This is a genomic window from Kitasatospora sp. NPDC056800 (assembly GCF_042789775.1).
Taxonomy (GTDB): domain Bacteria; phylum Actinomycetota; class Actinomycetes; order Streptomycetales; family Streptomycetaceae; genus Kitasatospora.
In genome coordinates this window covers 1-19,013 of sequence record NZ_JBHUAL010000184.1, presented here as the reverse complement: position 1 = coordinate 19,013, position 19,013 = coordinate 1, and the positions used below count along the sequence as shown (strand labels likewise).

Below are 19,013 nucleotides of genomic sequence, written 5' to 3'. Positions count from 1 at the left end.
TCACCGACCCTCACGGCGGCGGACGCCGCGCTGGCACTGGCGGTCACCGTCCCCGACGTCTTCTTCTACGCGGCTCCGCTCGCGACCGGGACGAACGTCCGCGACCAGCTGCTGCTGGCCGCGTTCGCCGTCCCGGAGGCCGTCGCGCTGACCTTCCGCCGACGGTGGCCGGAGGCGGTGTTCGCCGTCGTCTGGGCCGCCGCCGTGGGCGCGGCCCTGCTCTCCCTGAACAGCGGCTTCGCCTTCACCCCCTTCTTCGGCGTACTGCTCGCGCTGTACACGGCGGCCCGGCTGAGCGGCCGGCCCGCCTCCGTCGCCGCCCTCGTGCTGACGGCCCTGCCGATCGCCCTGGCCATCTGGTACCCGATCGCCGACGGGGCGGTGCCTCCCTCCCGTCGGACGTCGTACCTCGTCAGCGGCATCGCCTACTTCCTGCCGATCACCGCCGTCGCCTGGGGCGCCGGCCGCCGGGTCCGGGCCGCCGCCCTCGCCGCCGAGCGCGACCAGCGCGAACTCGCGCGCGCCCGCCAGGCCGTCCTCGGCGAACGCGTCCAGATCGCCCGGGAGTTGCACGACATCGTGGCCAACGCGGTGGCCGTCATCGTCATGCAGGCCGACACCGCCCGCTGCACCGCGCCCGCCGACGCCGACCGGCTGGCCGGCACCCTCCGCGACATCGAGGAACTGGGCCGCAACGCGATGGCCGAACTGCGCCGCATGCTCCGGCTGTTGCGCACCGCCGACGTCCCCATGACGGACGGGACCGGGCGCCACGGGCTCGCCGACCTGGGCCCGCTGCTGGAGGACGCCCGACGCGCCGGGATCCTGATCGACCTGGAGGTGCGCGGCACCCCGGCCCACCTCGACGACAGCGTCGACCTGACGGCCTACCGACTGGTCCAGGAGGCCGTCACCAACATCATCAAGCACTCCGGCGCCGGCAGCCACGCCTCGGTGCGGATCAGCTGGTCCGAGGTGCTGACCCTCGACGTGGTCGACGACGGCGCGGGCCGCCGCCCCGAGGCCCGCCGGGGACTGTCCACCGGGCACGGCCTGCTCGGACTCGCCGAGCGGATCGCGCTGTTCGGCGGCGAGCTGACCGCCTCGCCCTACCGCTCGGGCTTCCGGGTCACCGCCACCCTGCCGCTCTCCCCGCCGCCCTCCCCGCCGCCCGGCACGGCGGGCTGACCGGCCACGGCGGCTCCCGGCCTCACGGCGCTTCCTGCTGCTCCGCGTACCTGGTCGTGAAGCCCAGGACCGCCACGTACCGGCCCTCGGCCGGCCCGGTGACCTCGCTCGGCCGCACCGGCTGCCAGGCCAGGTACTCGGACCGCTGCCCCTCGTCGTTCCGGTAGCGCCGGCCGCCGTACTTCTCGTACCAGTAGTCCTCGCCGGAGGTCAGGAGTTCGGGGCCCGGCGGCCGGGAGACGCTCACGGCCAGCTCCGTCCGCACCGCCTCGTCCGTCGCCGGCCTGAACTCCACCGACGGGGCGATCGGCCGGGCCGCCGCCTCCGCCACCTCCTCCGGGGTCGGGTCGGCGGGCGGCTGGTGGGCGTACTCGTCGGCCGCGACCAGGCCGCTCCACCGCTGCGAGCTCCGCCAGCCCTCGGCGTCCAGGTACCGGTCCAGATCGGCCAGCCGGGAGCGGACGTCGCCGCCGTCGAAGGCCAGGTACACGTTCACGGTCCGCTCGCAGGCCACCGGCAGCCACAGCCCCCGGAGGAACAGGCCGCCGCGGTAGTCGGTGCGGCACACGTCGACCGTCGACCGCCCCAACCCCTGGGCCCACGGCAGCAGTTCGGGCAGCCGGTCGATCCGGTCGGCCATCCGCCGCCCGGCCGCCAGGCGGGCCTCCTCGGTCTCCGGCGCCCGCGCCAGCCCCGGGACGTCCGGCGGGGCCGGAATGGCCGTGTCGCGGTAGAACCGCCACCCGGCCCAGCCGCCGAACACGACCGCCACTCCCAGGAGCGCGATCAGCGCCCACCTCAGCCAGAACCGAACCACACCCACCCCCGGTCTCCACCCACCCCGCTCGGGCATCGTACGGGCGCGAACGCGCCGGCGGACGGGCGATGCCGCCGAAAGGCCGCCCCGCGGTGGCCCCGCCGACGGATCCCGGCGCCCGGGCGGGACGGTCGCCCGCCGGACGTGACGGTCACCCGCCGGAGCGGATCGGCTCGCCCGTCCGGTGCAGGTGGGTGAAGATCTCCCGGTAGGAGCGGAACAGGCCCGTCTCGTAGTACGCGACGCCCTTCTCGGCGCAGAACTCCCGGGTGATCCGGGCGGCCCGCCCGAGCGCCGGGGTCGGCATGCTGGGGAACAGGTGGTGCTCCACCTGGTAGTTGAGGCCGCCCATCACCGCGTCGATGACCAGCCCGCCGCGGACGTTGCGCGAGGTGAGCACCTGGCGGCGCAGGAAGTCGAGCTTCATCTCCGGGGTCACCATCAGCATGCCCTTGTGGTTCGGGGCGAAGACGCTGCCCAGGTAGACGCCGAACAGCGCCTGGTGCACGGCGATGAAGGCGACGGCCTTGCCGGCCGGGAGCGCGGCGAACACCAGGCCGAAGTAGGCGAGGAAGTGGACCACCAGCAGCACGCCCTCCAGCACCGGGCGCTTCACCACGGGCCCGCGCAGCGCGCGGAAGCTGTTGAAGCTGAGGTTGAGGCCCTCCAGCAGGAGCAGCGGCACGAACAGGTACGCCTGCCGGCGGCCGATGAACCGGGCGACGCCGCTCGCCTTCCGGGCCTGCTGCTGGGACCACACCAGGAGTTCGGGGGCGACGTCCGGGTCCCGCTCCTCGTGGTTCGGGTTGGCGTGGTGGCGGGTGTGCTTGTTCATCCACCAGCCGTAGCTCATGCCCATCAGCAGGTTGGCGGCGATCCGGCCGCCGATCTCGCTCGGCACCCGCCGGTCGAAGACCTGACGGTGCGCCAGGTCGTGGGAGAGCAGGCCGATCTGGGCGAAGACGACGGACATCGCCGCCGCCAGGCCGAGCTGCCACCAGGTGTCGCCCAGCGCGAACAGGGCGTACCAGCCGCCGAGGAAGGCGGCGAACACCAGGGCCATGCGGGCGGCGTAGTAGCCGGGGCGCCGGTCGAGCAGGCCCTCGTCGACTATTCGGCGGGTCAACTGGGCGAAGTCGCTGCCGCCGCTCCCGGACCGGGAGGAGGGGGCTTCGGGCGCTTCGGTCGTCATCACGGGCTGCGCGGACATACCCCGGAGTCTGTCAGTGACAGGCCCTCCAGCGGAACGGGGAAAGCACCCGCCCCGTACGGGTGTTAGCCCCCTTGCCGCGAGGGGTGCCCGCCTGCCGCGACGATCGGCGGGCCGGACCGTCGGACCGGCGGGCCGTCGCGACGGTCGACGGCACCGGCCGTCAGCCCGCTTCCGGCCGCCCGAACAGCTCGTCCAGGTGGTACGCGAGGACCGCGAGCGCCTGCTCACCGGTGCGCTGGCCGCCCAGCACGCTGGAGCCGAGCCCGTTGACCATCGCCAGCAGCCCGGCCGCGACCGCCTCGACGTCCCGCTCCGGCCCGATCCCCCCGGCCTGCTGCGCCGCCCGGAGCTGCTTGGCGAGGAAGCCCTCCAGGACGACCGGTGGCTGCGCGGCCCGCTTCGCCAGCACCTCGGGGTCGCCGAGCACCAGCGCGTAGTACGCCGCGTACGTCCTGGTGATCCGGCGGCTCTCGGCGTCCGTCGGCAGGATGCAGGACAGGATCGCCGTCACCACCTCCCGGGGGGCGCGGGCCTGGCCGATCCACCGTTCCATCCGGGCCTGGAGCTGGGTGCCGAGCCTGGCCAGGGCGTCCAGCAGCAGGCCCTCCTTGGTCGTGAAGTAGTACTGGACGAGCCGCAGCGAGACCCCGGCCTCCGTGGCGACGGCCCGCATGCTGGCGGACTGCAGGCCCTGGGTGTCGGCGATGCGCAGCAGGGCCTCGGCGATCTGCCGGCGGCGTTCCTCGTGGTCGACCTTCGCGGTCATTCCGGCCTCCGCCTGTTCGTCCCGCTTCACTTGGTACACCCGTATCATGCATGTGATACACATGTACCATGCGAATCGGCGAGTTCAAGAACGGCAAGGCCGAAGCCCGCTTCCGCGCCGCCTACGAGCACGCGCTGACCGAACTCCGGCCGGGGCCCTGGACACCGCTCGACGTCCCCACCGGCTACGGCACCACCCGGGTGTACCGCACCGGCCGCACCGAGGGCCGGCCGATCGTGCTGCTGCCCGGCTCCGGCGGCAACGCGCTGATGTGGCACGCCCACCTCGACGCCCTCGCCGCACAGCACCCCGTGATCGCCGTGGACACCGTCGGCGAACCGGGCGCCAGCGTGCAGAGCGCCCCCGTCACCGACGGCCGCGACGCCGCCGCCTGGCTGGAGGAGCTGCTCACCGCCCTCGACCTGCCCTCCGCCCACCTGGTCGGCTGCTCCTACGGCGGCTGGATCGCCCTCAACCACCAGATCCACCACCCCGGACGGACCGCCGCCCTCACCCTGGTCGAAACGGCGGGCCTCGCCGACCTGGGCCGCCGCTTCTACACCTGGCTCGTCCTCGGCGGCCTCGCCGCGACGGCCCCGCGCCCGCTGCGCCCCCGGCTGGCCCGGCTGGTCGGCAACAGCGCCGTCCTGGAGACCGAACTGATGGCGCTGGTCCGCGCCTCGATGGGCTTCCGCCGCCGCCTGCCCCCGGCCGCCACCCTCACCGACCGGGAACTCGGCCGGCTCACCGCCCCCGCCCTCTTCCTCCTCGGCGAACGCAGCGCCCTGCACGACGCCCGGGCCGTCGCCGACCGCCTGCACCGGCTGGTGCCCACCGCCCGGGTCGAGATCGTCCCCGGCGCCGGCCACGCACTGCCCACCGACGACCCGGCGGCCGTCACCGCCGGCATCCTCGGCACGGCCGCGCGGCAGGCCGGCTGACCCGGGGCCTACGACCCGTCGACCGGCCCGCCGAGGGCGGCGCGGACCAGGCGGGTGACCGCCGGGGTGGCCACAGCCAGGTCGGCCCCGCCGCCCACGGCTCCCGCCGCCTCCGCCTCCGCCGCCAGCGCGTCGTAGGTCTCGAAGGCGGTGAGCACGAAGAGCAGGCGCCCCGCGTCCGCCGGGGCGTCGGGCAGCCGGCCGGCCAGCACCGCGGCGCCCTCGCGGCGGCGGGCGTCGCGGTCGGCGATGACCCGGCCGACCTCCTCGTCGAGCGCGGCGAGGGCGCGCAGGCGGCGGGTGCAGACCCGGTCGACCGCCCAGAAGCCGCCCATCACCTCGACGAAGCGGTCCACCGCCGCCCAGGGGTCGGCCTGGGTGAAGGCCTCGGCGAGCCGGGCCATGCCGCCCTGCGCGGCGAGGGCGTCGCAGACCGCCTCCAGCAGGCCCGCCTTGGAGCCGAACTGGTAGTAGACGGTCGCCCGGGCGACGTCCGCGCGGCGGGCGACCGCGTCCAGCGAGACCCCGCCGGTCTCGGCCAGGTGCGCGCGGGCGGCCGCGACGATCCGGGCGCGGGTCTCGTCGACCTCCGCCTGCCGCTGTCCCATCCGGTAGGACCGGGGGCTCATCCCGCTCGCCTCCACTCGTTCCGTGTGAACTGGCAGTATCGCCGATCGGTTCACCCGGGCGGGGAAGGCCCGGCGCCCGGCGGAGCGGGCCCGGCGCTCAGAGCATGACCCGCCCGCCGCTGACGTCCAGGGTCTGCCCGGTGATCCAGGAGGACGCGTCGGAGGCCAGGAAGAGCGTGGCCGAGGCGACGTCCGCCGGCTCGCCGAGGCGGCCCAGCGGGTGCGCGGCGGCGACCGCGGCCTGCACCTCGGGCGGCATCTGCGCGGCGGTCCGCTCGGTGCGGACGGCGCCCGGCGCGATGGCGTTGACCCGGACGCCCTCACCGGCGACCTCCAGCGCGAGGTGCCGGGTGAACATCAGCACCCCCGCCTTGGCCGTGGCGTACGCCGCGGACGCGCCGCCGGCCAGCCGGCCGGCCGTGGAGGCCATGGTGACGATCGAACCGCCGCGGCGGGCCAGCAGGCCGGGCAGGAAGGCCTGGACGGTGAGGAAGGTGGCGGTGAGGTTGCCGTCGAGCACGGCCCGCCAGTGCTCCTCGGTCTCGCGGACGGTCGGTACCGGGTAGCCTCCGCCGCCGGCGAAGGCGGCCAGGGTGTCGACGGGGCCGAGGTCCCGCTCGATCCGGGCGGCGGCGGAGCCGAGTGCCGCCGCGTCCGTGCAGTCGGCGACCAGTCCGAGCGCCCGGACCCCCTCCGCCCGCAGGCCGTCCGCCACGTCCGCCAGCGCCTGCGCGTCGCGCCCGAGGACGGCGACGGCCGCGCCCTGCCGGGCGAAGGCGCGGGCGGTCTCCGCGCCGATGCCGCGGCTGCCGCCGGCGACCACGACCACCCGGCCGTCCAGGTCGGGGTACCGATCCTGCCGAACTCCCATGTTCCATCGCTCCTTCGGGTTCGCACGCGCGGTGCGCCGTGGTTCACTTGATTTCATTCATACAGTCCGTCTGAATGAATGACAAGGCGCCATCCGAGACCGAACCATCCCGAACCATCCCGAGGAGGGAACCGATGAGGATCGCAGTCGTGGGTGCCACCGGACGCACCGGCCGTCTGGTGGTCGACCTCGCACTGGCCGCCGGACACACCGTCACCGCCGTCGCCCGCGACCCCGCCCGGCTACCGGAGTACGCGCACGGCACCCCGCTCACCGCCCGGGCCGACGTCGGCCGGCCGGGCTCCCTGCGGGGGCCGCTGAGCGACCAGGACGCCGTCGTCGCCACCCTCGGCACCACCGGCCGCCGCACCGCCACCACCGTCTTCTCCGACGGCGCCCGGGAGTTGACCGCGGCACTGCGGGACGGCGGCGCCCGGCACCTGGTCACGATGAGCTCGGCGGGGCTGGACACCAGCCGGCTCCCGCGCGCCCAACGGGTGGTGGCCAGGCTGGTGGTCGACCGGCTGTACCGGGAGGTCCACCACGACCTGGCCCGGATGGAGGCGGTGCTCGCCGGCTCCGACACCGCCTGGACGGTCGTCCGCGTGCCGATGCTCAAGGACGGCCCGCCGTCCCCGGGCCCGCAGGTCTCGTACGACCGGCCGCTCCCCCGGGCCGGCACCGCCACCCGCGCCACCGTCGCCCACTGGATCGTCGACCACCTCGGCGACCCGACGACCTTCCGCCGACTCGTCCACCTCGCCGACGACTGACGCCCCGCCCGCGCCCCGGCGGCACCGTCACACAACGGCGGCGCCCACGCCGTCGTGGACGGCTCCGGCTGCTTCGTCCGCAAGTAGCGGGGGCCGGACCGGACCGGCCCCCGCGCTCAGCCCTGCTGCTGCGGCGGGCGGCGGCGCAGGGCGAGCAGCAGCAGGACCACCGCCGACAGCACGGCGGACAGCCGCAGCACGTTCGGGGCGGACGACCAGCTGATCGCGCCCAGCGGCGAGCCCGACTGGAGGCCGCCGCCCTGTCCGCCGGCCTGCTTGGCCTGCTGCATGGAGTAGAAGGTGGACACGCTCATCGTGACCAGTGGGATGCCGAGGATCACGAACTTCCGCATCAGGTCGGAGATCTGGCGGGACAGGTAGCCGAGGCCCCAGCCGACCAGCATGGCCGGGAGGAAGCCGGAGACCGCCCCGCCGACCAGCAGGGCGCAGGAGAGCAGGATCAGCGGGGAGGGCTTGCGGGCGGGCGCCTCCTTCTCCGCCTCCTGGCCCTTCCCCTTGGCCTTCCCCTTCCCTCTCGCCTTGGCCTTGCCCCCGGCCTTCCCGGCCGGGGACTCGGGCGGCGCGGGAGGGGCGGCGGGGGCTGGCCTGAGCCAGCCCCTGCGCGGCTTCTTCGTCAGGTCCGCGGCGGGCGCCGCCGCCTCCGCCGCCTCCGCCGCCTCCGCCGCCGCCTGCTCGGCGGCCTCCTCGGCGGTGCGCTGCCCGGGGATCGGCTTCGGCGCGGGCCGTGGCCCGTCCGAGAAGTCGAAGAGCGTCATCGTCCACGGGCCGGTGCTCGACACCGTCGTCGGCGGGGGCCCGTCCGGCCGGTCCCCGGCGACGGTCTCCGGCAGGTGCAGCGGCACGGACGGGATGCCGCCCGCGCTCGGCGCCGGCGGGTCGTACACGCTGTCGGGGTCGAAGTCCGGAGCGGGAACGGGGGCGGACGGAGCCTCCGGAGCGCCGCCGGACGCGGCCTCACCCGAACCGGCGCCCGAGCCCGAACCCGAGCCGGCGTCCGAAGCGGCGTCCGGGCCCGCGTCCGGGCCGCCGACCGAACGCTCGCTCCACGGCCCGCTCTTGCGCCACCACTCGCCGTCCGTCATCACCGACCACCCCGCCTCGCCCGTACCGGCCGCCCACCGAACCGCCCTCGGCGTGACGCTACCCACCCCGCCCCCGCCCGCGCGAGTCCGTCCGCCGGTACGGCGGAGCGCCGGAGGTGCGCCCGGACGACGGACACCCCGTCGTCCCCGCGCCCGACTAACCTAGGTCGAATGACCACACAGCAGGGCCCTCAACGCCGGGGCAGGTCCGCCACCGGCCCGCGCACCCTCGCCGAGGAGTTGCGCGCCCGTCCCGACGACGCGCTCGCCGCCCTGCTCCGCTCCCGCCCCGACCTGCTGAACCCCGTCCCCGGCGACCTCACCCAGCTGTCCGCCCGGCTCTCCTCGCGGGCCTCCGCGCTGCGCGCCCTGGAGCGGCTCGACCGCTTCACCCTCCAGGTCGCCGAGGCCCTGGCCACCGCCCCGGACGGCACCTCGCTGAGCACCGTCCGCACCCTGCTGACCGGCCCGGCGAAGGTCAAGCCGCACCCCGGCGCCACCCCGCTCACCCCCGCCGACCGGTCCGCCGTCGCCACCGCCCTGCCGCGCGCGCTCGCCACCCTGCGCGACCGGGCGCTGCTCTGGGGCCCGGACAACGGGCTGCGGCTGGTCCTCGCCGTCCGCGAGGCGCTCGCCCCGACCGCCGTCAACCCGGGCCGCACCGGCCTCGGCCCCACCCTCGCCGACGCCACCGTCGGCATGTCCCCGGCCCGGCTGCAGCAGCTGCTCGCCTCGGCGGGAGAGCCCGGCACCCCGGACCCGGTCAGCGCCGTCGCCGCGCTCACCGCGCTGCTCACCGACCGCGCCCGCTGCGCCGCACTGCTCGACACCGCGCCCGAGGCCGCGCTGCGGCTGCTGGAGCGGCTGGTCTGGGGCCCGCCCACCGGCACCGTCCCGGACGCCACCCGCCCGGTCACCGCCGAGGACGCGCAGAGCCCCGTCGAGTGGCTGCTCGCCCGCGGCCTGCTGCTGCCCAGCAGCCCCGGCAGCGTCGTGCTGCCCCGCGAGCTGGCCCTGCACCTGCGCGGCGGCCGCACCCACCGCACCGTCGAACCGGTCCAGCCCGAGCCCGCGCCCGCCGCCGCCCCGCGCGACCCGCAGACCGTGGACGCCGCCGCGGCCGGCCAGGCGCACACCGCCGTCAAGACCGTCGAGGAGCTGCTGGACGGCTGGGGCCTCACCCCGCCGCTGACCCTGCGCGCCGGCGGCCTCGGCGTCCGCGACCTCAAGCGCACCGCCCAGGCCCTGGAGAACACCGAGCAGCAGACCGCCTTCTGGCTCGAACTCGCCTACACCGCAGGGCTGCTGGCCCCCGACGGCGAGGTGGACGAACGCTGGGCCCCCACCCCGGGGTACGACACCTGGCTGCACCTGGACACCGCCGAGCGCTGGTCCGTCCTGGCCGGCGCCTGGCTCGCCGCCACCCGCGTCCCCGCCCTCACCGGCACCCCGGACGGCCGGGGCAAGCCGCGCGCCGCCCTCGGCCCCGAACTCGACCGCACCCTCGCCCCGTCCGTCCGCCGCGCCACCCTCGCCCTGCTCGCCGAACTGCCGCCCGGCACCCCGGCCACCGCCGAGGAGCTGCTCCCCGCCCTGCGCTGGCAGCGCCCGCTGCGCGGCGGCCCCGTCGGCCCGGACGGCCGCGACCTGCGCGACGAGCTCACCGCCTGGACCCTCGACGAGGCCGAACTCCTCGGCATCACCGGCCGCGGCGCCCTGGCCGCCCCCGCCCGCGCCCTGCTCACCGCCGAGTCCGACCCGGCCGAGGTGCTCGCTCCGCTGCTCCCGCAGCCGCTGGACCACGTGATCCTCCAGCCGGACCTCACCGCGATCGCCCCCGGCCCGCTGCTCACCCCGCTCGCCCAGGCCCTCGCCCTGTGCGCCGACATCGAGTCCAAGGGCGGCGCCACCGTCTACCGCTTCACCCCGGCCTCGGTGCGCCGCGCCCTCGACGCCGGCCGCACCGCCACCGACCTGCGGGCCTTCCTGGAACAGCACAGCCGTACGCCCGTCCCGCAGCCGCTCGCGTACCTGGTCGACGACGTCGCCCGCCGGCACGGCGTCCTGCGGGTCGGCGCCGCCTCCTCCTACCTGCGCTGCGACGACCCGTCGCTGCTCGGCGAGGTCCTCGCCGACCGCCGCTCCGCCGACCTGCGGCTGCGGCTGCTCGCCCCCACCGTCCTCGCCTCCCAGGCCGCCCCGGACGTCCTGCTCGCCGCCCTGCGCACCATGGGCTACGCCCCGGCCGCCGAGTCCGCCGAGGGAGACGTGCTGATCACCCGCCCGGACAGCCGCCGCACCCCGCCCCGGACGGCCCCCGTGCCCGTCCCCGACGGACCGCCCGCCCCCGACGACACCCTGCTCGCGGCCGCCATCAAGGCCATCCGGGCCGGCGACCGCGCCGCCACCGCCACCCGCCGCGACCCCGCCCCCGACCCGCGCCGGCTCCCCCGCACCGCCGCCGCCGAGACCCTGGCCGCCCTCCAGACGGCCGTCCTGCTCGGCGAGCGCATGTGGATCGGCTACCTCAACGCCGAGGGCATCGCCAGCCAGCGCATCATCGACCCGGTCAAGGTCGAAGGCGGCTTCGTCACCGCCTTCGACCACCACGCCGACGAACTCCGCACCTTCGCCCTGCACCGCATCACCGGCGTCGCGGAACTCGACGAGTGACCCCGGGGAGGCCGGGGGCCTTCAGTGCCCCTGCTGCGCCTCCTTCATCTTGTCCTGGACGGCCTTGTCCGCCAGGCTGCCGATCTGCCCCTGCCCGACCGGCATCGACCCCCCGGTGACGGTGTCCGCCAGCAGGAACCCGGGCGCCGCGAGCAGGCCGCCGGGCCCCTCGCCGATGCCCGCGAGGGCGTGGGCCGAGCCGGCCGAGGAGGCGGTGGCCGCGAAGGCCGAGCCCATCAGGGCGAGGGCGGTGAGAACACGCTTCGACTTCTTCATGACCAGCTCAACGAGCGAGTACGGACGGTGGTCACTCCGGGCGGCTCCCGCGCACCGCCCGCGATGCGCGACACTGGAGGGTCTGCGTCAATCCACCCTGTCAGCCAGTGGAGGGCTCCCCCGCGTGAACGACGGACCGCTCATCGTCCAGAGCGACAAAACTCTTCTCCTGGAGATCGACCACCCCAGGGCCTCCGACTGCCGTCGCGCCATCGCGCCGTTCGCCGAGCTGGAGCGGGCGCCCGAGCACGTGCACACGTACCGGGTGACGCCGCTCGGGCTGTGGAACGCGCGGGCGGCCGGGCACGACGCCGAGCAGGTGGTGGACGCCCTGGTGACGTACTCGCGCTACCCGGTGCCGCACGCGCTGCTGGTGGACGTGGCGGACACCATGGGCCGGTACGGGCGGCTCCAGCTGCTCAAGCACCCGACCCACGGGCTGGTGCTCACCACCACCGACCGGCCGGTGCTGGAGGAGGTGCTGCGCTCCAAGAAGGTCGTCCCGCTGGTCGGCGCCCGGGTCGACCCGGACACCGTGGTGGTGCACCCCTCCGAGCGCGGGCAGATCAAGCAGGTGCTGCTCAAACTCGGCTGGCCCGCCGAGGACTTCGCCGGGTACGTGGACGGCGAGGCGCACCCGATCGACCTGGACGAGGACGGCTGGCAGCTGCGCCCGTACCAGGCGCAGGCCGTCGAGGGCTTCTGGCACGGCGGCTCGGGCGTGGTCGTGCTGCCCTGCGGCGCCGGCAAGACGCTGGTCGGCGCGGCCGCGATGGCGCACGCCAAGTCGACCACGCTGATCCTGGTCACCAACACCGTCTCGGCCCGCCAGTGGAAGCACGAGCTGGTCAAGCGCACCTCGCTCACCGAGGACGAGATCGGCGAGTACAGCGGGACGAAGAAGGAGATCCGCCCGGTCACCATCGCCACCTACCAGGTGATGACGACCAAGCGGAAGGGCGTCTACGCCCACCTGGAGCTGTTCGACGCCCGCAACTGGGGCCTGGTGGTCTACGACGAGGTGCACCTGCTGCCCGCGCCGGTGTTCAAGTTCACCGCCGACCTCCAGGCCCGCCGCCGGCTCGGCCTGACCGCGACGCTGGTGCGCGAGGACGGCCGCGAGGGCGACGTGTTCAGCCTGATCGGCCCCAAGCGCTTCGACGCGCCGTGGAAGGAGATCGAGGCGCAGGGCTACATCGCGCCCGCCGACTGCTGCGAGGTGCGGGTCACCCTGACCGACTCCGAGCGGCTCGCCTACGCGACCGCCGAGCCGGAGGAGCGCTACCGCTACTGCGCCACCACGGCGACCAAGCGGCGGGTGGTGGAGGCGCTGGTCAGGAAGCACGAGAAGGACCAGACGCTGATCATCGGCCAGTACATCGACCAGCTGGACGAGCTCGGCGAGGCCCTGGACGCCCCGGTGATCAAGGGCGAGACCAGCAACGCCCAGCGCGAGAAGCTCTTCGAGGCCTTCCGGAACAAGGAGATCGGCGTCCTGGTGGTCTCCAAGGTCGCGAACTTCTCGATCGACCTGCCCGAGGCCACCGTGGCCATCCAGGTCTCCGGGACCTTCGGCTCCCGCCAGGAGGAGGCCCAGCGCCTCGGCCGGGTGCTGCGCCCCAAGGCGGACGGGCACTCGGCCCACTTCTACTCGGTGGTCGCCCGGGACACCGTGGACCAGGACTTCGCCGCCCACCGGCAGCGCTTCCTGGCCGAGCAGGGCTACGCGTACCGGATCATGGACGCGGACGACGTGCTGTGACGCACGGGCGGTAGGCCGTCCCGGGAACGGACACGGCCTTCAGTACCGGACGGCGCCTTCAGTACCGGACACCGTCGCGCCCGAGGAAGATCACGCGCGCGGCGGTGTCCAGGGCGATGCCGACGTTGCGGACGGCGGTGCTCAGCGGGTTGCGGTGGCGCCCGGAGACGGCGGTGGCGCCGGACGGGCCGGGTCGGGGGGTTCGGTTCGTGGTGCTCATGTCTTCAACGGTAGGCACCCGACCGGCGGTCGGCATCACTCCAAAGGCCGTATCCGCAGGTGCGCGGCTCGTCCGCCGGGTGTACGGCGGCCCCCGAGGCCGGGGTAGGGCGAACCCCGAGGCCGGTACGGCCGGAACCCCGGGACCCGCGCGGCTGGCCCCCAGGGGCGGACGGGTCTAAGATCGTCCGTCTGCCCCCTCCCGAACCGTGGTACCTGCTGAAGTCCCGCAGGCAGCCGGGGGAGGTACCGACCGTTCGGCAACCGGTCGGCCGTACCCACCGTGAGCTCCTACGATCCGCTGCGCCCGCCACCGGGGGCAGCCGGGAAGGTTCGCTGTGCCCGCCACCTCCACCACCGACCCCCTCCAGCGCGAACGCGACCACCTGGCCGCCTCCCGGGCCGCGCTGCGCGCGATGCGCGAGGACGTCGAGTCGCTCGACATCCGCGACGTGACCGGCACTTGGGTCACCGCCCTCGTGCTCCAGAACCAGATCGAGGCCAGGATCGCCGCCCTGGCCGACCTCTCGCACACCCCGCTGTTCTTCGGCCGCCTCGACTACCTGCACGCGATCAGCGAGGAGCTGAGCGAGGGCAGCGGAGGCGAGAGCTTCTACATCGGCCGCCGGCACGTCCACGACGCCGACGGCGACCCGATGGTGATCGACTGGCGCGCGCCGGTCTCCCAGCCGTTCTACCGGGCCAGCCGCACCGACCCGATGGACGTCGACCGCCGCCGCCGCTTCGGCTACACCGGCGGCGAACTCACCGCCTACGAGGACGAGCACCTCAGCGACCCGGCCGAGACCGATTCCGCCTCCGCGCTGCTGGCCGCCGAGATCGAGAAGCCCCGCGTCGGCCCGATGCGCGACATCGTCGCCACCATCCAGCCCGAGCAGGACGAGATCGTCCGCTCGGACATCACGGGCACCATCTGCGTCCAGGGGGCGCCCGGCACCGGGAAGACCGCCGTCGGCCTGCACCGCGTCGCGTACCTGCTGTACGCCCACCGCGAGCGCCTGGCCCGGACCGGCACTCTGGTGATCGGGCCGAACAACGCCTTCCTCTCCTACATCGAGCAGGTGCTCCCGGCCCTCGGCGAGCTGGAGGTCGCCCAGGCCACCGTGCAGCAGCTGGTCGGGCACGTCGAGGTGAGGGGCGAGGACGACCCGGAGGCGGCCCGGCTGAAGGGCGACGCCCGGATGGCCGAGGTGCTGCGCCGGGCGGTGCGGTCGGGCATCGCGCTGCCCACCGAGCCCTGCGTGGTGGTCCGCGGCTCCCGCCGCTGGCGCGTACCGGTGTACGAACTGGTCGAGATCATCGAGGAGTTGAAGGGCCGCGAGACCCGCTACGGCGCGGCCAGGGACGCCCTGCCGCAGCGCATCGCGCACGCCGTGCTGCTGAAGATGGAGCAGGGCGGCGAGGCCCCGGACGACCGGGTGCAGGACGCGGTGGCCCGCAACAGCGCCGTCAAGGCGGTGGTCAAGGAGTGCTGGCCGGCCGTCGACCCGGCGAAGCTGGTCCTGCGGCTGCTCTCCGAGCCGGAGTTCCTGGCCGCCTGCGCCGAGGGCGTGCTGACGCCCGAGGAGCAGCGGGCGGTGCTGTGGCCCAAGCCCGGCCGCTCGGTGAAGACCGCCCGCTGGACGGCGGCCGACGCCGTCCTGGTCGACGAGGCCACCGACCTGGTGCAGCGCACCCCCTCGCTCGGGCACGTGGTGCTGGACGAGGCCCAGGACCTCTCCCCGATGCAGTACCGCGCGGTCGGCCGCCGCTGCACCACCGGATCGGCGACCGTCCTCGGCGACCTCGCCCAGGGCACCACCCCGTGGGCGACGGCGAGTTGGCCGGAGGCGCTGCGCCACCTGGGCAAGCCGCAGGCGCACATCGAGGAGCTGACCAAGGGCTTCCGGGTGCCGGAGGAGGTCATCGCGTACGCCTCCCGGCTGCTCCCGGCGATCGCCCCCGGCCTGGCCCCGGCCTCCTCGGTCCGTGAGGCGCCCGGTTCGCTGACGATCCGCCGGATCGCGGACGGCGCCGCGGAGGGCGACGCGGACACGGACACGGACGGCGGCACGACCGGCGACGCGGCCGGCACGGAGGCGGTCCTGGCCGCCTGCCGGGAGGCGCTGGAGCACGAGGGCTCGACCGGCCTGATCGCCGCCGACGCCCGCGTCCCGCGGCTCGCCGAGGCACTGACCGCGGCCGGCCTGCCGTACCTCTCCCCCGGCGACGAGACCAGCGCGGAGGCCCGGCTCACCCTCGTCCCGGCCTCGCTGGCCAAGGGTCTGGAGTACGACTACGTGGTGCTGGACGAGCCGGCCGCGGTGGTCGCCGGGGAGCCGGACGAGCGGACCGGCCTGCGGCGGCTGTACGTGGCGCTGACCCGTGCCGTCTCCGGGCTGACGGTGCTGCACCGCGAGCCGCTGCCGGAGCAGCTGCGGTAGCGCGCGGAAGGGCCGGTCCGCGGACCGGCCCTTCCGTACGAACGCCCGCACCGGCGCACCCGCGCTCAGGCGTCGATCAGCGCCCGCCAATCGGCGACCTTGGCCGCGTCCACCGGCGTCCGCCAGCCGTCGACCCGCACCGCACCGCCGACATGGAAGGCGTCGAAGCCCTCCGCCCGCAGCTCCTTCAGGTGCTCGGCCCGCAGGCCGCCGCCGATCAGGATCCGCTGCCGGTACCCGGGCTCGCCGGCCCGGGCCAGCTCGGCCGACAGCACCTCGCGCCCGGCGTCCACCCCGGCGGCCGCGCCGGAGGTGAGGAAGGTGTCCAGGCCGGGCAGCCCGCCGACGGCGGCCCGCAGGGCGGCCCGGTCGGCGCTGTGGTCGATCGCCCGGTGGAAGGTCCAGCGGCAGCCGGCGATCGCCTCGGCGACGGCCGTGGTGGCGGCCAGGTCGACGGCGCCGTCGGCGTCGAGGAAGCCGAGCACGAACTCCTCGGCCCCCTCGGCCCGCAGCGCGGCGGCCCGGGCGCACAGCCCGTCCACGTCGCCGGGGGCGAAGCCGTCCCGGATCCGCAGCATGACCCGCAGCGGGATGCCGACGGCGGCCCGGATCCGGCCGAAGTCCTCGACGGACGGGGTGAGCCCGTCGGCGGCCATGTCGGTGACCAGTTCGAGCCGGTCGGCGCCGCCCGACTCGGCGGCCTGGGCGTCCTGGGGCGTCAGCGCGATGACTTCGAAAATTGGTCTAGACATATTCGACAGCCTGCCACATCGGCCCGCCCCCGGAAACTCCCAGGGGGCCGTTCCGGTCACGCCGGAACGGCCCCCCGAACCTCCCGGTCACGCCGGACCGTGGACCGCCCCGATCGCACCGGACGCCCCGGCCGCCTCCGACCGGCCGAACCGGTGCACCGCCACCGCCACCAGCACCAGCGCGGCCACCGACGGCCCCACCGCCGGCAGCAGCTGCGAGACCCCGCCGGACCCGCGCCAGATGTTGAACAGGCAGCCCGGCCCGGCCAGCACCAGCGCCGCCACCCCCGCCGCCGTCGGCGCCACCCGCCCGCGCAGCCCGGCGAAGGTCAGCAGCAGCGGGACGACCAGCATCACCACGAACCACACCAGGTCCAGCGGGAAGGTGGTGTCGTCCCAGCTCTGGGCCGCCTCCAGCAGCCCGCCCACGGCCCCCGACGCCAGCACCAGGCCGGCCGCGCGCAGGCCCGGCCGGGGCAGCAGGTCCGTCGGCGCCGCCGCCAGCAGCAGCGCGGCCAGCACCAGCGGCAGCGTGGCCATCGCGATGTAGCCGCTCCACCACAGGTCGAAGGAGGAGGACCAGACGGCGTCCGCCAGGTCGTAGAGCCCCACCGCCCCCAGGACCAGCGCGCTGCCCCGCACCGCCGTCCACCGCCCCAGCAGCCCCGCCACCAGGAGCAGCGCGGCCGCCACCGGCGCGCAGAGCGACGAGAAGTAGACCTTGTACGGGTCCTCCCAGGTGAGCCAGTTGACGATCCGGTCCACGGTGGTCACCCAGGCCACCAGCGTGGCACCGGCCACCGCCCCGGCGAGCATCGGCGCGACCACCGCCAGCAGCCGCCCGGCCGCCGTGGCGCCGGTCAGCCCGAGCCGCACCCGCAGCCCGTACACCGCCAGACCGAGGACCTCCCGGGCGACCGCCGGCCGGCCGCCCGCCGCCGTCGTGTCGGCGAACACCTCGGCCAGCTCCTCGCCGCGCTCGCGGCGGTACGGCTCCGGGTAGAGCTGGAGCGCGGCCCGCAGCACCGCCGAGGGCCCCGCACCGATCACCGGTGTGGTCATGAGAGGCCTCCCCCCGCCGCGGGCCGCCCCTGCGACCCGGTCTTGCCCGGCAGCATCGACCGGATCCTGGTCAGCCGGCGCTCGGCCTCGGTGGCGACCGCCCGCAGCCGCTCCGCCTCGGCGGCCAGCGCCTCGCGGCCGGCGGCGGTCAGCGCGTAGCTGCGCCGGGCCCGGCCGTCCACCACCTCCTCGGCGGCGACCTCGATCAGACCCTGGCCCAGCAGCCGGTCGAGCGCCCCGTAGAGCGTGCCGGTGCGCATCTTGACCCGGCCGTCGGAGATCGCGGCGATCTCCTGGATGAGCGCGTAGCCGTGCCGCGGGGCGTCGGCCAGCGCGGTGAGCAGCAGCAGCGTGGGCTCCTGCATGGAGCGTTCTGTCATACGACTACATATATCGTCAACCTACCTATAGGTCCAGCGCCCACTCCCCCGGCCCGGCACCCGGCCGGGCCGCCACAATGGTCGCCATGCCGACCACCGAGGACGCCCCGCCCGCCGAGGGCCCGCTCGCCGACGCGCCCGCCGAGGGCCCGCTCGCCGACCCGCCCACCGACGACCTGCTCGCCGCCTGGACCGCCCTGCTGCACCGCTGCGGGGCCGCCGTCGACCCCGAGCCGTACGGCCGGGAGCTGCTGCGCCGCTGGTCGGAGCCGCAGCGCCGCTACCACACCGCCGCGCACCTGCGCGCGGTGCTGGGCCTGGTCGACGAGCTGGCCGGGCACGCCGCCGACCCGGAGGCCGTCCGCCTCGCGGCCTGGTTCCACGACGCCGTCTACCGCCCCGACCGCACCGAGAACGAGGAGCGCAGCGCCGCCCTGGCCGTCCGCGCGCTGACCGCCGCCGGGCTGCCCGCCGAACGGGTCGCCGAGGTCGAGCGCCTCGTGCTGCTCACCGTCGGCCACGACCCCGCCCCCGGCGACCGCGACGGCGAGGTGCTCTGCGACGCGGACCTCGCCGTCCTCGGCGGCTCCCCCGAGGCGTACGCGGCGTACGCGGCCGCGGTCCGCGAGGAGTACGGCTTCGTCCCCGCGCCGGACTTCGCGGCCGGCCGGGCCGCCGTCCTGCGCCACCTGCTCGCCCTGCCGGACCTCTACCGCACCCCGGCCGCCCGCGAGCGCTTCACCGCGGCCGCCCGCGCCAACCTGACCGCGGAGCTCGGCACCCTCTGAGGCCCGTCAGCCCCACCGCCCGCGCACCCGGTCCGCGGCGGCCACTCCCCCCGTCACGGCCAGGACCCGCCCGGCCACGGCCCACCACGCGTCGTGGCCGGCCCCCGCCGCCTCCAGCACGGCCCACCACAGCCCGAGCCCGCAGCACCCGCCCGCCACACCCCACACCCAGCGCCTCATGCGCGCACCGTACCCACCCGCGCACCACCCCCGGAAGGCACCCCCGGCCCCGAGCCGGCCGGGCTAGGGCCTGTCTTCAAACTCCCGTCGTCCGCCCGGAGGGCGGGCGGGGCGGCGTTGGGGTGCGTGCATCGCAAGGCGGAGGAGGGAGCCACTGCGGTGGGGGCACCTCCCGG

General features: G+C 75.7%; 19 protein-coding genes. 7 read left to right on the top strand and 12 right to left on the bottom strand.

Features of this window, described 5'->3' with window-relative positions; all coding sequences use genetic code 11:
* Positions 1-1,188: sensor histidine kinase (locus ACFRQN_RS31345; protein WP_380743643.1), on the top strand; the 1,188-nt coding region annotated here is incomplete at its 5' end.
* Between the two features lie 22 nt (positions 1,189-1,210).
* On the opposite strand, the gene ACFRQN_RS31340 is transcribed toward ACFRQN_RS31345, so the two are convergent.
* The 3 genes from ACFRQN_RS31340 to ACFRQN_RS31330 form a co-directional block, all read right to left on the bottom strand.
* Positions 1,211-2,011 carry a hypothetical protein gene (locus tag ACFRQN_RS31340; protein WP_380743641.1) on the bottom strand — a complete coding sequence of 267 codons (801 nt, stop codon included), beginning with the start codon at positions 2,009-2,011 and terminating at the stop codon, positions 1,211-1,213.
* Between the two features lie 145 nt (positions 2,012-2,156).
* Positions 2,157-3,215 carry a fatty acid desaturase family protein gene (locus ACFRQN_RS31335; protein WP_380743639.1) on the bottom strand — a complete coding sequence of 353 codons (1,059 nt, stop codon included), beginning with the start codon at positions 3,213-3,215 and terminating at the stop codon, positions 2,157-2,159.
* Between the two features lie 163 nt (positions 3,216-3,378).
* Entirely contained in the window at positions 3,379-3,984 is a 606-nt protein-coding gene (locus tag ACFRQN_RS31330; protein WP_380743637.1) for a TetR/AcrR family transcriptional regulator, read from the bottom strand.
* 68 nt (positions 3,985-4,052) lie between these two features.
* Between ACFRQN_RS31330 and ACFRQN_RS31325 the strand changes: the two genes are divergently transcribed.
* The gene (locus tag ACFRQN_RS31325) at positions 4,053-4,925 is read left to right on the top strand and encodes an alpha/beta fold hydrolase (RefSeq protein ID WP_380743635.1); all 873 of its coding nucleotides are present in this window, start codon (positions 4,053-4,055) and stop codon (positions 4,923-4,925) included.
* 8 nt (positions 4,926-4,933) lie between these two features.
* On the opposite strand, the gene ACFRQN_RS31320 is transcribed toward ACFRQN_RS31325, so the two are convergent.
* Both ACFRQN_RS31320 and ACFRQN_RS31315 read right to left on the bottom strand, forming a co-directional pair.
* Positions 4,934-5,554 carry a TetR/AcrR family transcriptional regulator gene (locus tag ACFRQN_RS31320; RefSeq protein WP_380743633.1) on the bottom strand — a complete coding sequence of 207 codons (621 nt, stop codon included), beginning with the start codon at positions 5,552-5,554 and terminating at the stop codon, positions 4,934-4,936.
* A gap of 97 nt (positions 5,555-5,651) precedes the next feature.
* Positions 5,652-6,425 carry an SDR family NAD(P)-dependent oxidoreductase gene (locus tag ACFRQN_RS31315; RefSeq protein ID WP_380743631.1) on the bottom strand — a complete coding sequence of 258 codons (774 nt, stop codon included), beginning with the start codon at positions 6,423-6,425 and terminating at the stop codon, positions 5,652-5,654.
* 134 nt (positions 6,426-6,559) lie between these two features.
* On the opposite strand from ACFRQN_RS31315, the gene ACFRQN_RS31310 reads away from it, so the two are divergent.
* Positions 6,560-7,198: an NAD(P)-dependent oxidoreductase gene (locus ACFRQN_RS31310; protein ID WP_063780391.1), complete on the top strand. Its 639-nt coding sequence runs from the start codon at positions 6,560-6,562 to the stop codon at positions 7,196-7,198.
* Positions 7,199-7,314: 116 nt separating this feature from the next.
* On the opposite strand, the gene ACFRQN_RS31305 is transcribed toward ACFRQN_RS31310, so the two are convergent.
* A complete protein-coding gene (locus tag ACFRQN_RS31305; protein ID WP_380743629.1) occupies positions 7,315-8,301 on the bottom strand; it encodes a hypothetical protein in 987 nt (328 codons plus the stop codon).
* A 171-nt stretch (positions 8,302-8,472) separates the two neighbouring features.
* On the opposite strand from ACFRQN_RS31305, the gene ACFRQN_RS31300 reads away from it, so the two are divergent.
* The gene (locus ACFRQN_RS31300) at positions 8,473-10,974 is read left to right on the top strand and encodes a helicase-associated domain-containing protein (protein ID WP_380743627.1); all 2,502 of its coding nucleotides are present in this window, start codon (positions 8,473-8,475) and stop codon (positions 10,972-10,974) included.
* A gap of 21 nt (positions 10,975-10,995) precedes the next feature.
* On the opposite strand, the gene ACFRQN_RS31295 is transcribed toward ACFRQN_RS31300, so the two are convergent.
* On the bottom strand, positions 10,996-11,250 hold the full coding sequence (locus ACFRQN_RS31295) for a hypothetical protein (protein ID WP_049652328.1): 255 nt from the start codon (positions 11,248-11,250) through the stop codon (positions 10,996-10,998).
* A 124-nt stretch (positions 11,251-11,374) separates the two neighbouring features.
* Between ACFRQN_RS31295 and ACFRQN_RS31290 the strand changes: the two genes are divergently transcribed.
* Positions 11,375-13,012, top strand: coding sequence for a DNA repair helicase XPB (locus tag ACFRQN_RS31290; protein ID WP_049652330.1), 1,638 nt, complete (start codon positions 11,375-11,377; stop codon positions 13,010-13,012).
* Positions 13,013-13,070: 58 nt separating this feature from the next.
* Here ACFRQN_RS31290 and ACFRQN_RS31285 read toward each other — a convergent pair whose 3' ends face one another.
* The gene (locus ACFRQN_RS31285; protein ID WP_158077777.1) at positions 13,071-13,232 is read right to left on the bottom strand and encodes a hypothetical protein; all 162 of its coding nucleotides are present in this window, start codon (positions 13,230-13,232) and stop codon (positions 13,071-13,073) included.
* A gap of 415 nt (positions 13,233-13,647) precedes the next feature.
* Here ACFRQN_RS31285 and ACFRQN_RS31280 point away from each other — a divergent pair, with 415 nt between their 5' ends.
* A complete protein-coding gene (locus ACFRQN_RS31280) occupies positions 13,648-15,675 on the top strand; it encodes a HelD family protein (RefSeq protein WP_380743645.1) in 2,028 nt (675 codons plus the stop codon).
* Between the two features lie 65 nt (positions 15,676-15,740).
* On the opposite strand, the gene ACFRQN_RS31275 is transcribed toward ACFRQN_RS31280, so the two are convergent.
* From ACFRQN_RS31275 to ACFRQN_RS31265, 3 genes are all read right to left on the bottom strand, one after another.
* A complete protein-coding gene (locus ACFRQN_RS31275; RefSeq protein WP_380743625.1) occupies positions 15,741-16,427 on the bottom strand; it encodes a copper homeostasis protein CutC in 687 nt (228 codons plus the stop codon).
* Positions 16,428-16,514: 87 nt separating this feature from the next.
* Entirely contained in the window at positions 16,515-17,489 is a 975-nt protein-coding gene (locus tag ACFRQN_RS31270; protein WP_380743623.1) for a hypothetical protein, read from the bottom strand.
* A complete protein-coding gene (locus ACFRQN_RS31265) occupies positions 17,486-17,869 on the bottom strand; it encodes a PadR family transcriptional regulator (protein ID WP_074005448.1) in 384 nt (127 codons plus the stop codon). Before ACFRQN_RS31265 ends, ACFRQN_RS31270 begins: the two co-directional genes overlap by 4 nt.
* A gap of 77 nt (positions 17,870-17,946) precedes the next feature.
* Between ACFRQN_RS31265 and ACFRQN_RS31260 the strand changes: the two genes are divergently transcribed.
* Positions 17,947-18,657 carry a hypothetical protein gene (locus tag ACFRQN_RS31260; protein WP_380743621.1) on the top strand — a complete coding sequence of 237 codons (711 nt, stop codon included), beginning with the start codon at positions 17,947-17,949 and terminating at the stop codon, positions 18,655-18,657.
* Between the two features lie 6 nt (positions 18,658-18,663).
* On the opposite strand, the gene ACFRQN_RS31255 is transcribed toward ACFRQN_RS31260, so the two are convergent.
* Complete coding sequence (locus ACFRQN_RS31255) at positions 18,664-18,837, bottom strand: hypothetical protein (RefSeq protein WP_181970643.1); 174 nt, start codon at positions 18,835-18,837, stop codon at positions 18,664-18,666.
* Between the last annotated feature and the right edge of the window lie 176 nt (positions 18,838-19,013).

Coding starts and splice junctions, on each gene's coding strand:
- ACFRQN_RS31335 (WP_380743639.1), bottom strand. CDS start 3,215: ATGTCCGCGCAGCCCGTGATGACGACCGAAGCGCCCGAAGCCCCCTCC.
- ACFRQN_RS31330 (WP_380743637.1), bottom strand. CDS start 3,984: ATGACCGCGAAGGTCGACCACGAGGAACGCCGCCGGCAGATCGCCGAG.
- ACFRQN_RS31325 (WP_380743635.1), top strand. CDS start 4,053: ATGCGAATCGGCGAGTTCAAGAACGGCAAGGCCGAAGCCCGCTTCCGC.
- ACFRQN_RS31320 (WP_380743633.1), bottom strand. CDS start 5,554: ATGAGCCCCCGGTCCTACCGGATGGGACAGCGGCAGGCGGAGGTCGAC.
- ACFRQN_RS31315 (WP_380743631.1), bottom strand. CDS start 6,425: ATGGGAGTTCGGCAGGATCGGTACCCCGACCTGGACGGCCGGGTGGTC.
- ACFRQN_RS31310 (WP_063780391.1), top strand. CDS start 6,560: ATGAGGATCGCAGTCGTGGGTGCCACCGGACGCACCGGCCGTCTGGTG.
- ACFRQN_RS31305 (WP_380743629.1), bottom strand. CDS start 8,301: ATGACGGACGGCGAGTGGTGGCGCAAGAGCGGGCCGTGGAGCGAGCGT.
- ACFRQN_RS31300 (WP_380743627.1), top strand. CDS start 8,473: ATGACCACACAGCAGGGCCCTCAACGCCGGGGCAGGTCCGCCACCGGC.
- ACFRQN_RS31295 (WP_049652328.1), bottom strand. CDS start 11,250: ATGAAGAAGTCGAAGCGTGTTCTCACCGCCCTCGCCCTGATGGGCTCG.
- ACFRQN_RS31285 (WP_158077777.1), bottom strand. CDS start 13,232: ATGAGCACCACGAACCGAACCCCCCGACCCGGCCCGTCCGGCGCCACC.
- ACFRQN_RS31280 (WP_380743645.1), top strand. CDS start 13,648: ATGCGCGAGGACGTCGAGTCGCTCGACATCCGCGACGTGACCGGCACT.
- ACFRQN_RS31275 (WP_380743625.1), bottom strand. CDS start 16,427: ATGTCTAGACCAATTTTCGAAGTCATCGCGCTGACGCCCCAGGACGCC.
- ACFRQN_RS31270 (WP_380743623.1), bottom strand. CDS start 17,489: ATGACCACACCGGTGATCGGTGCGGGGCCCTCGGCGGTGCTGCGGGCC.
- ACFRQN_RS31265 (WP_074005448.1), bottom strand. CDS start 17,869: ATGACAGAACGCTCCATGCAGGAGCCCACGCTGCTGCTGCTCACCGCG.
- ACFRQN_RS31260 (WP_380743621.1), top strand. CDS start 17,947: ATGGTCGCCATGCCGACCACCGAGGACGCCCCGCCCGCCGAGGGCCCG.
- ACFRQN_RS31255 (WP_181970643.1), bottom strand. CDS start 18,837: ATGAGGCGCTGGGTGTGGGGTGTGGCGGGCGGGTGCTGCGGGCTCGGG.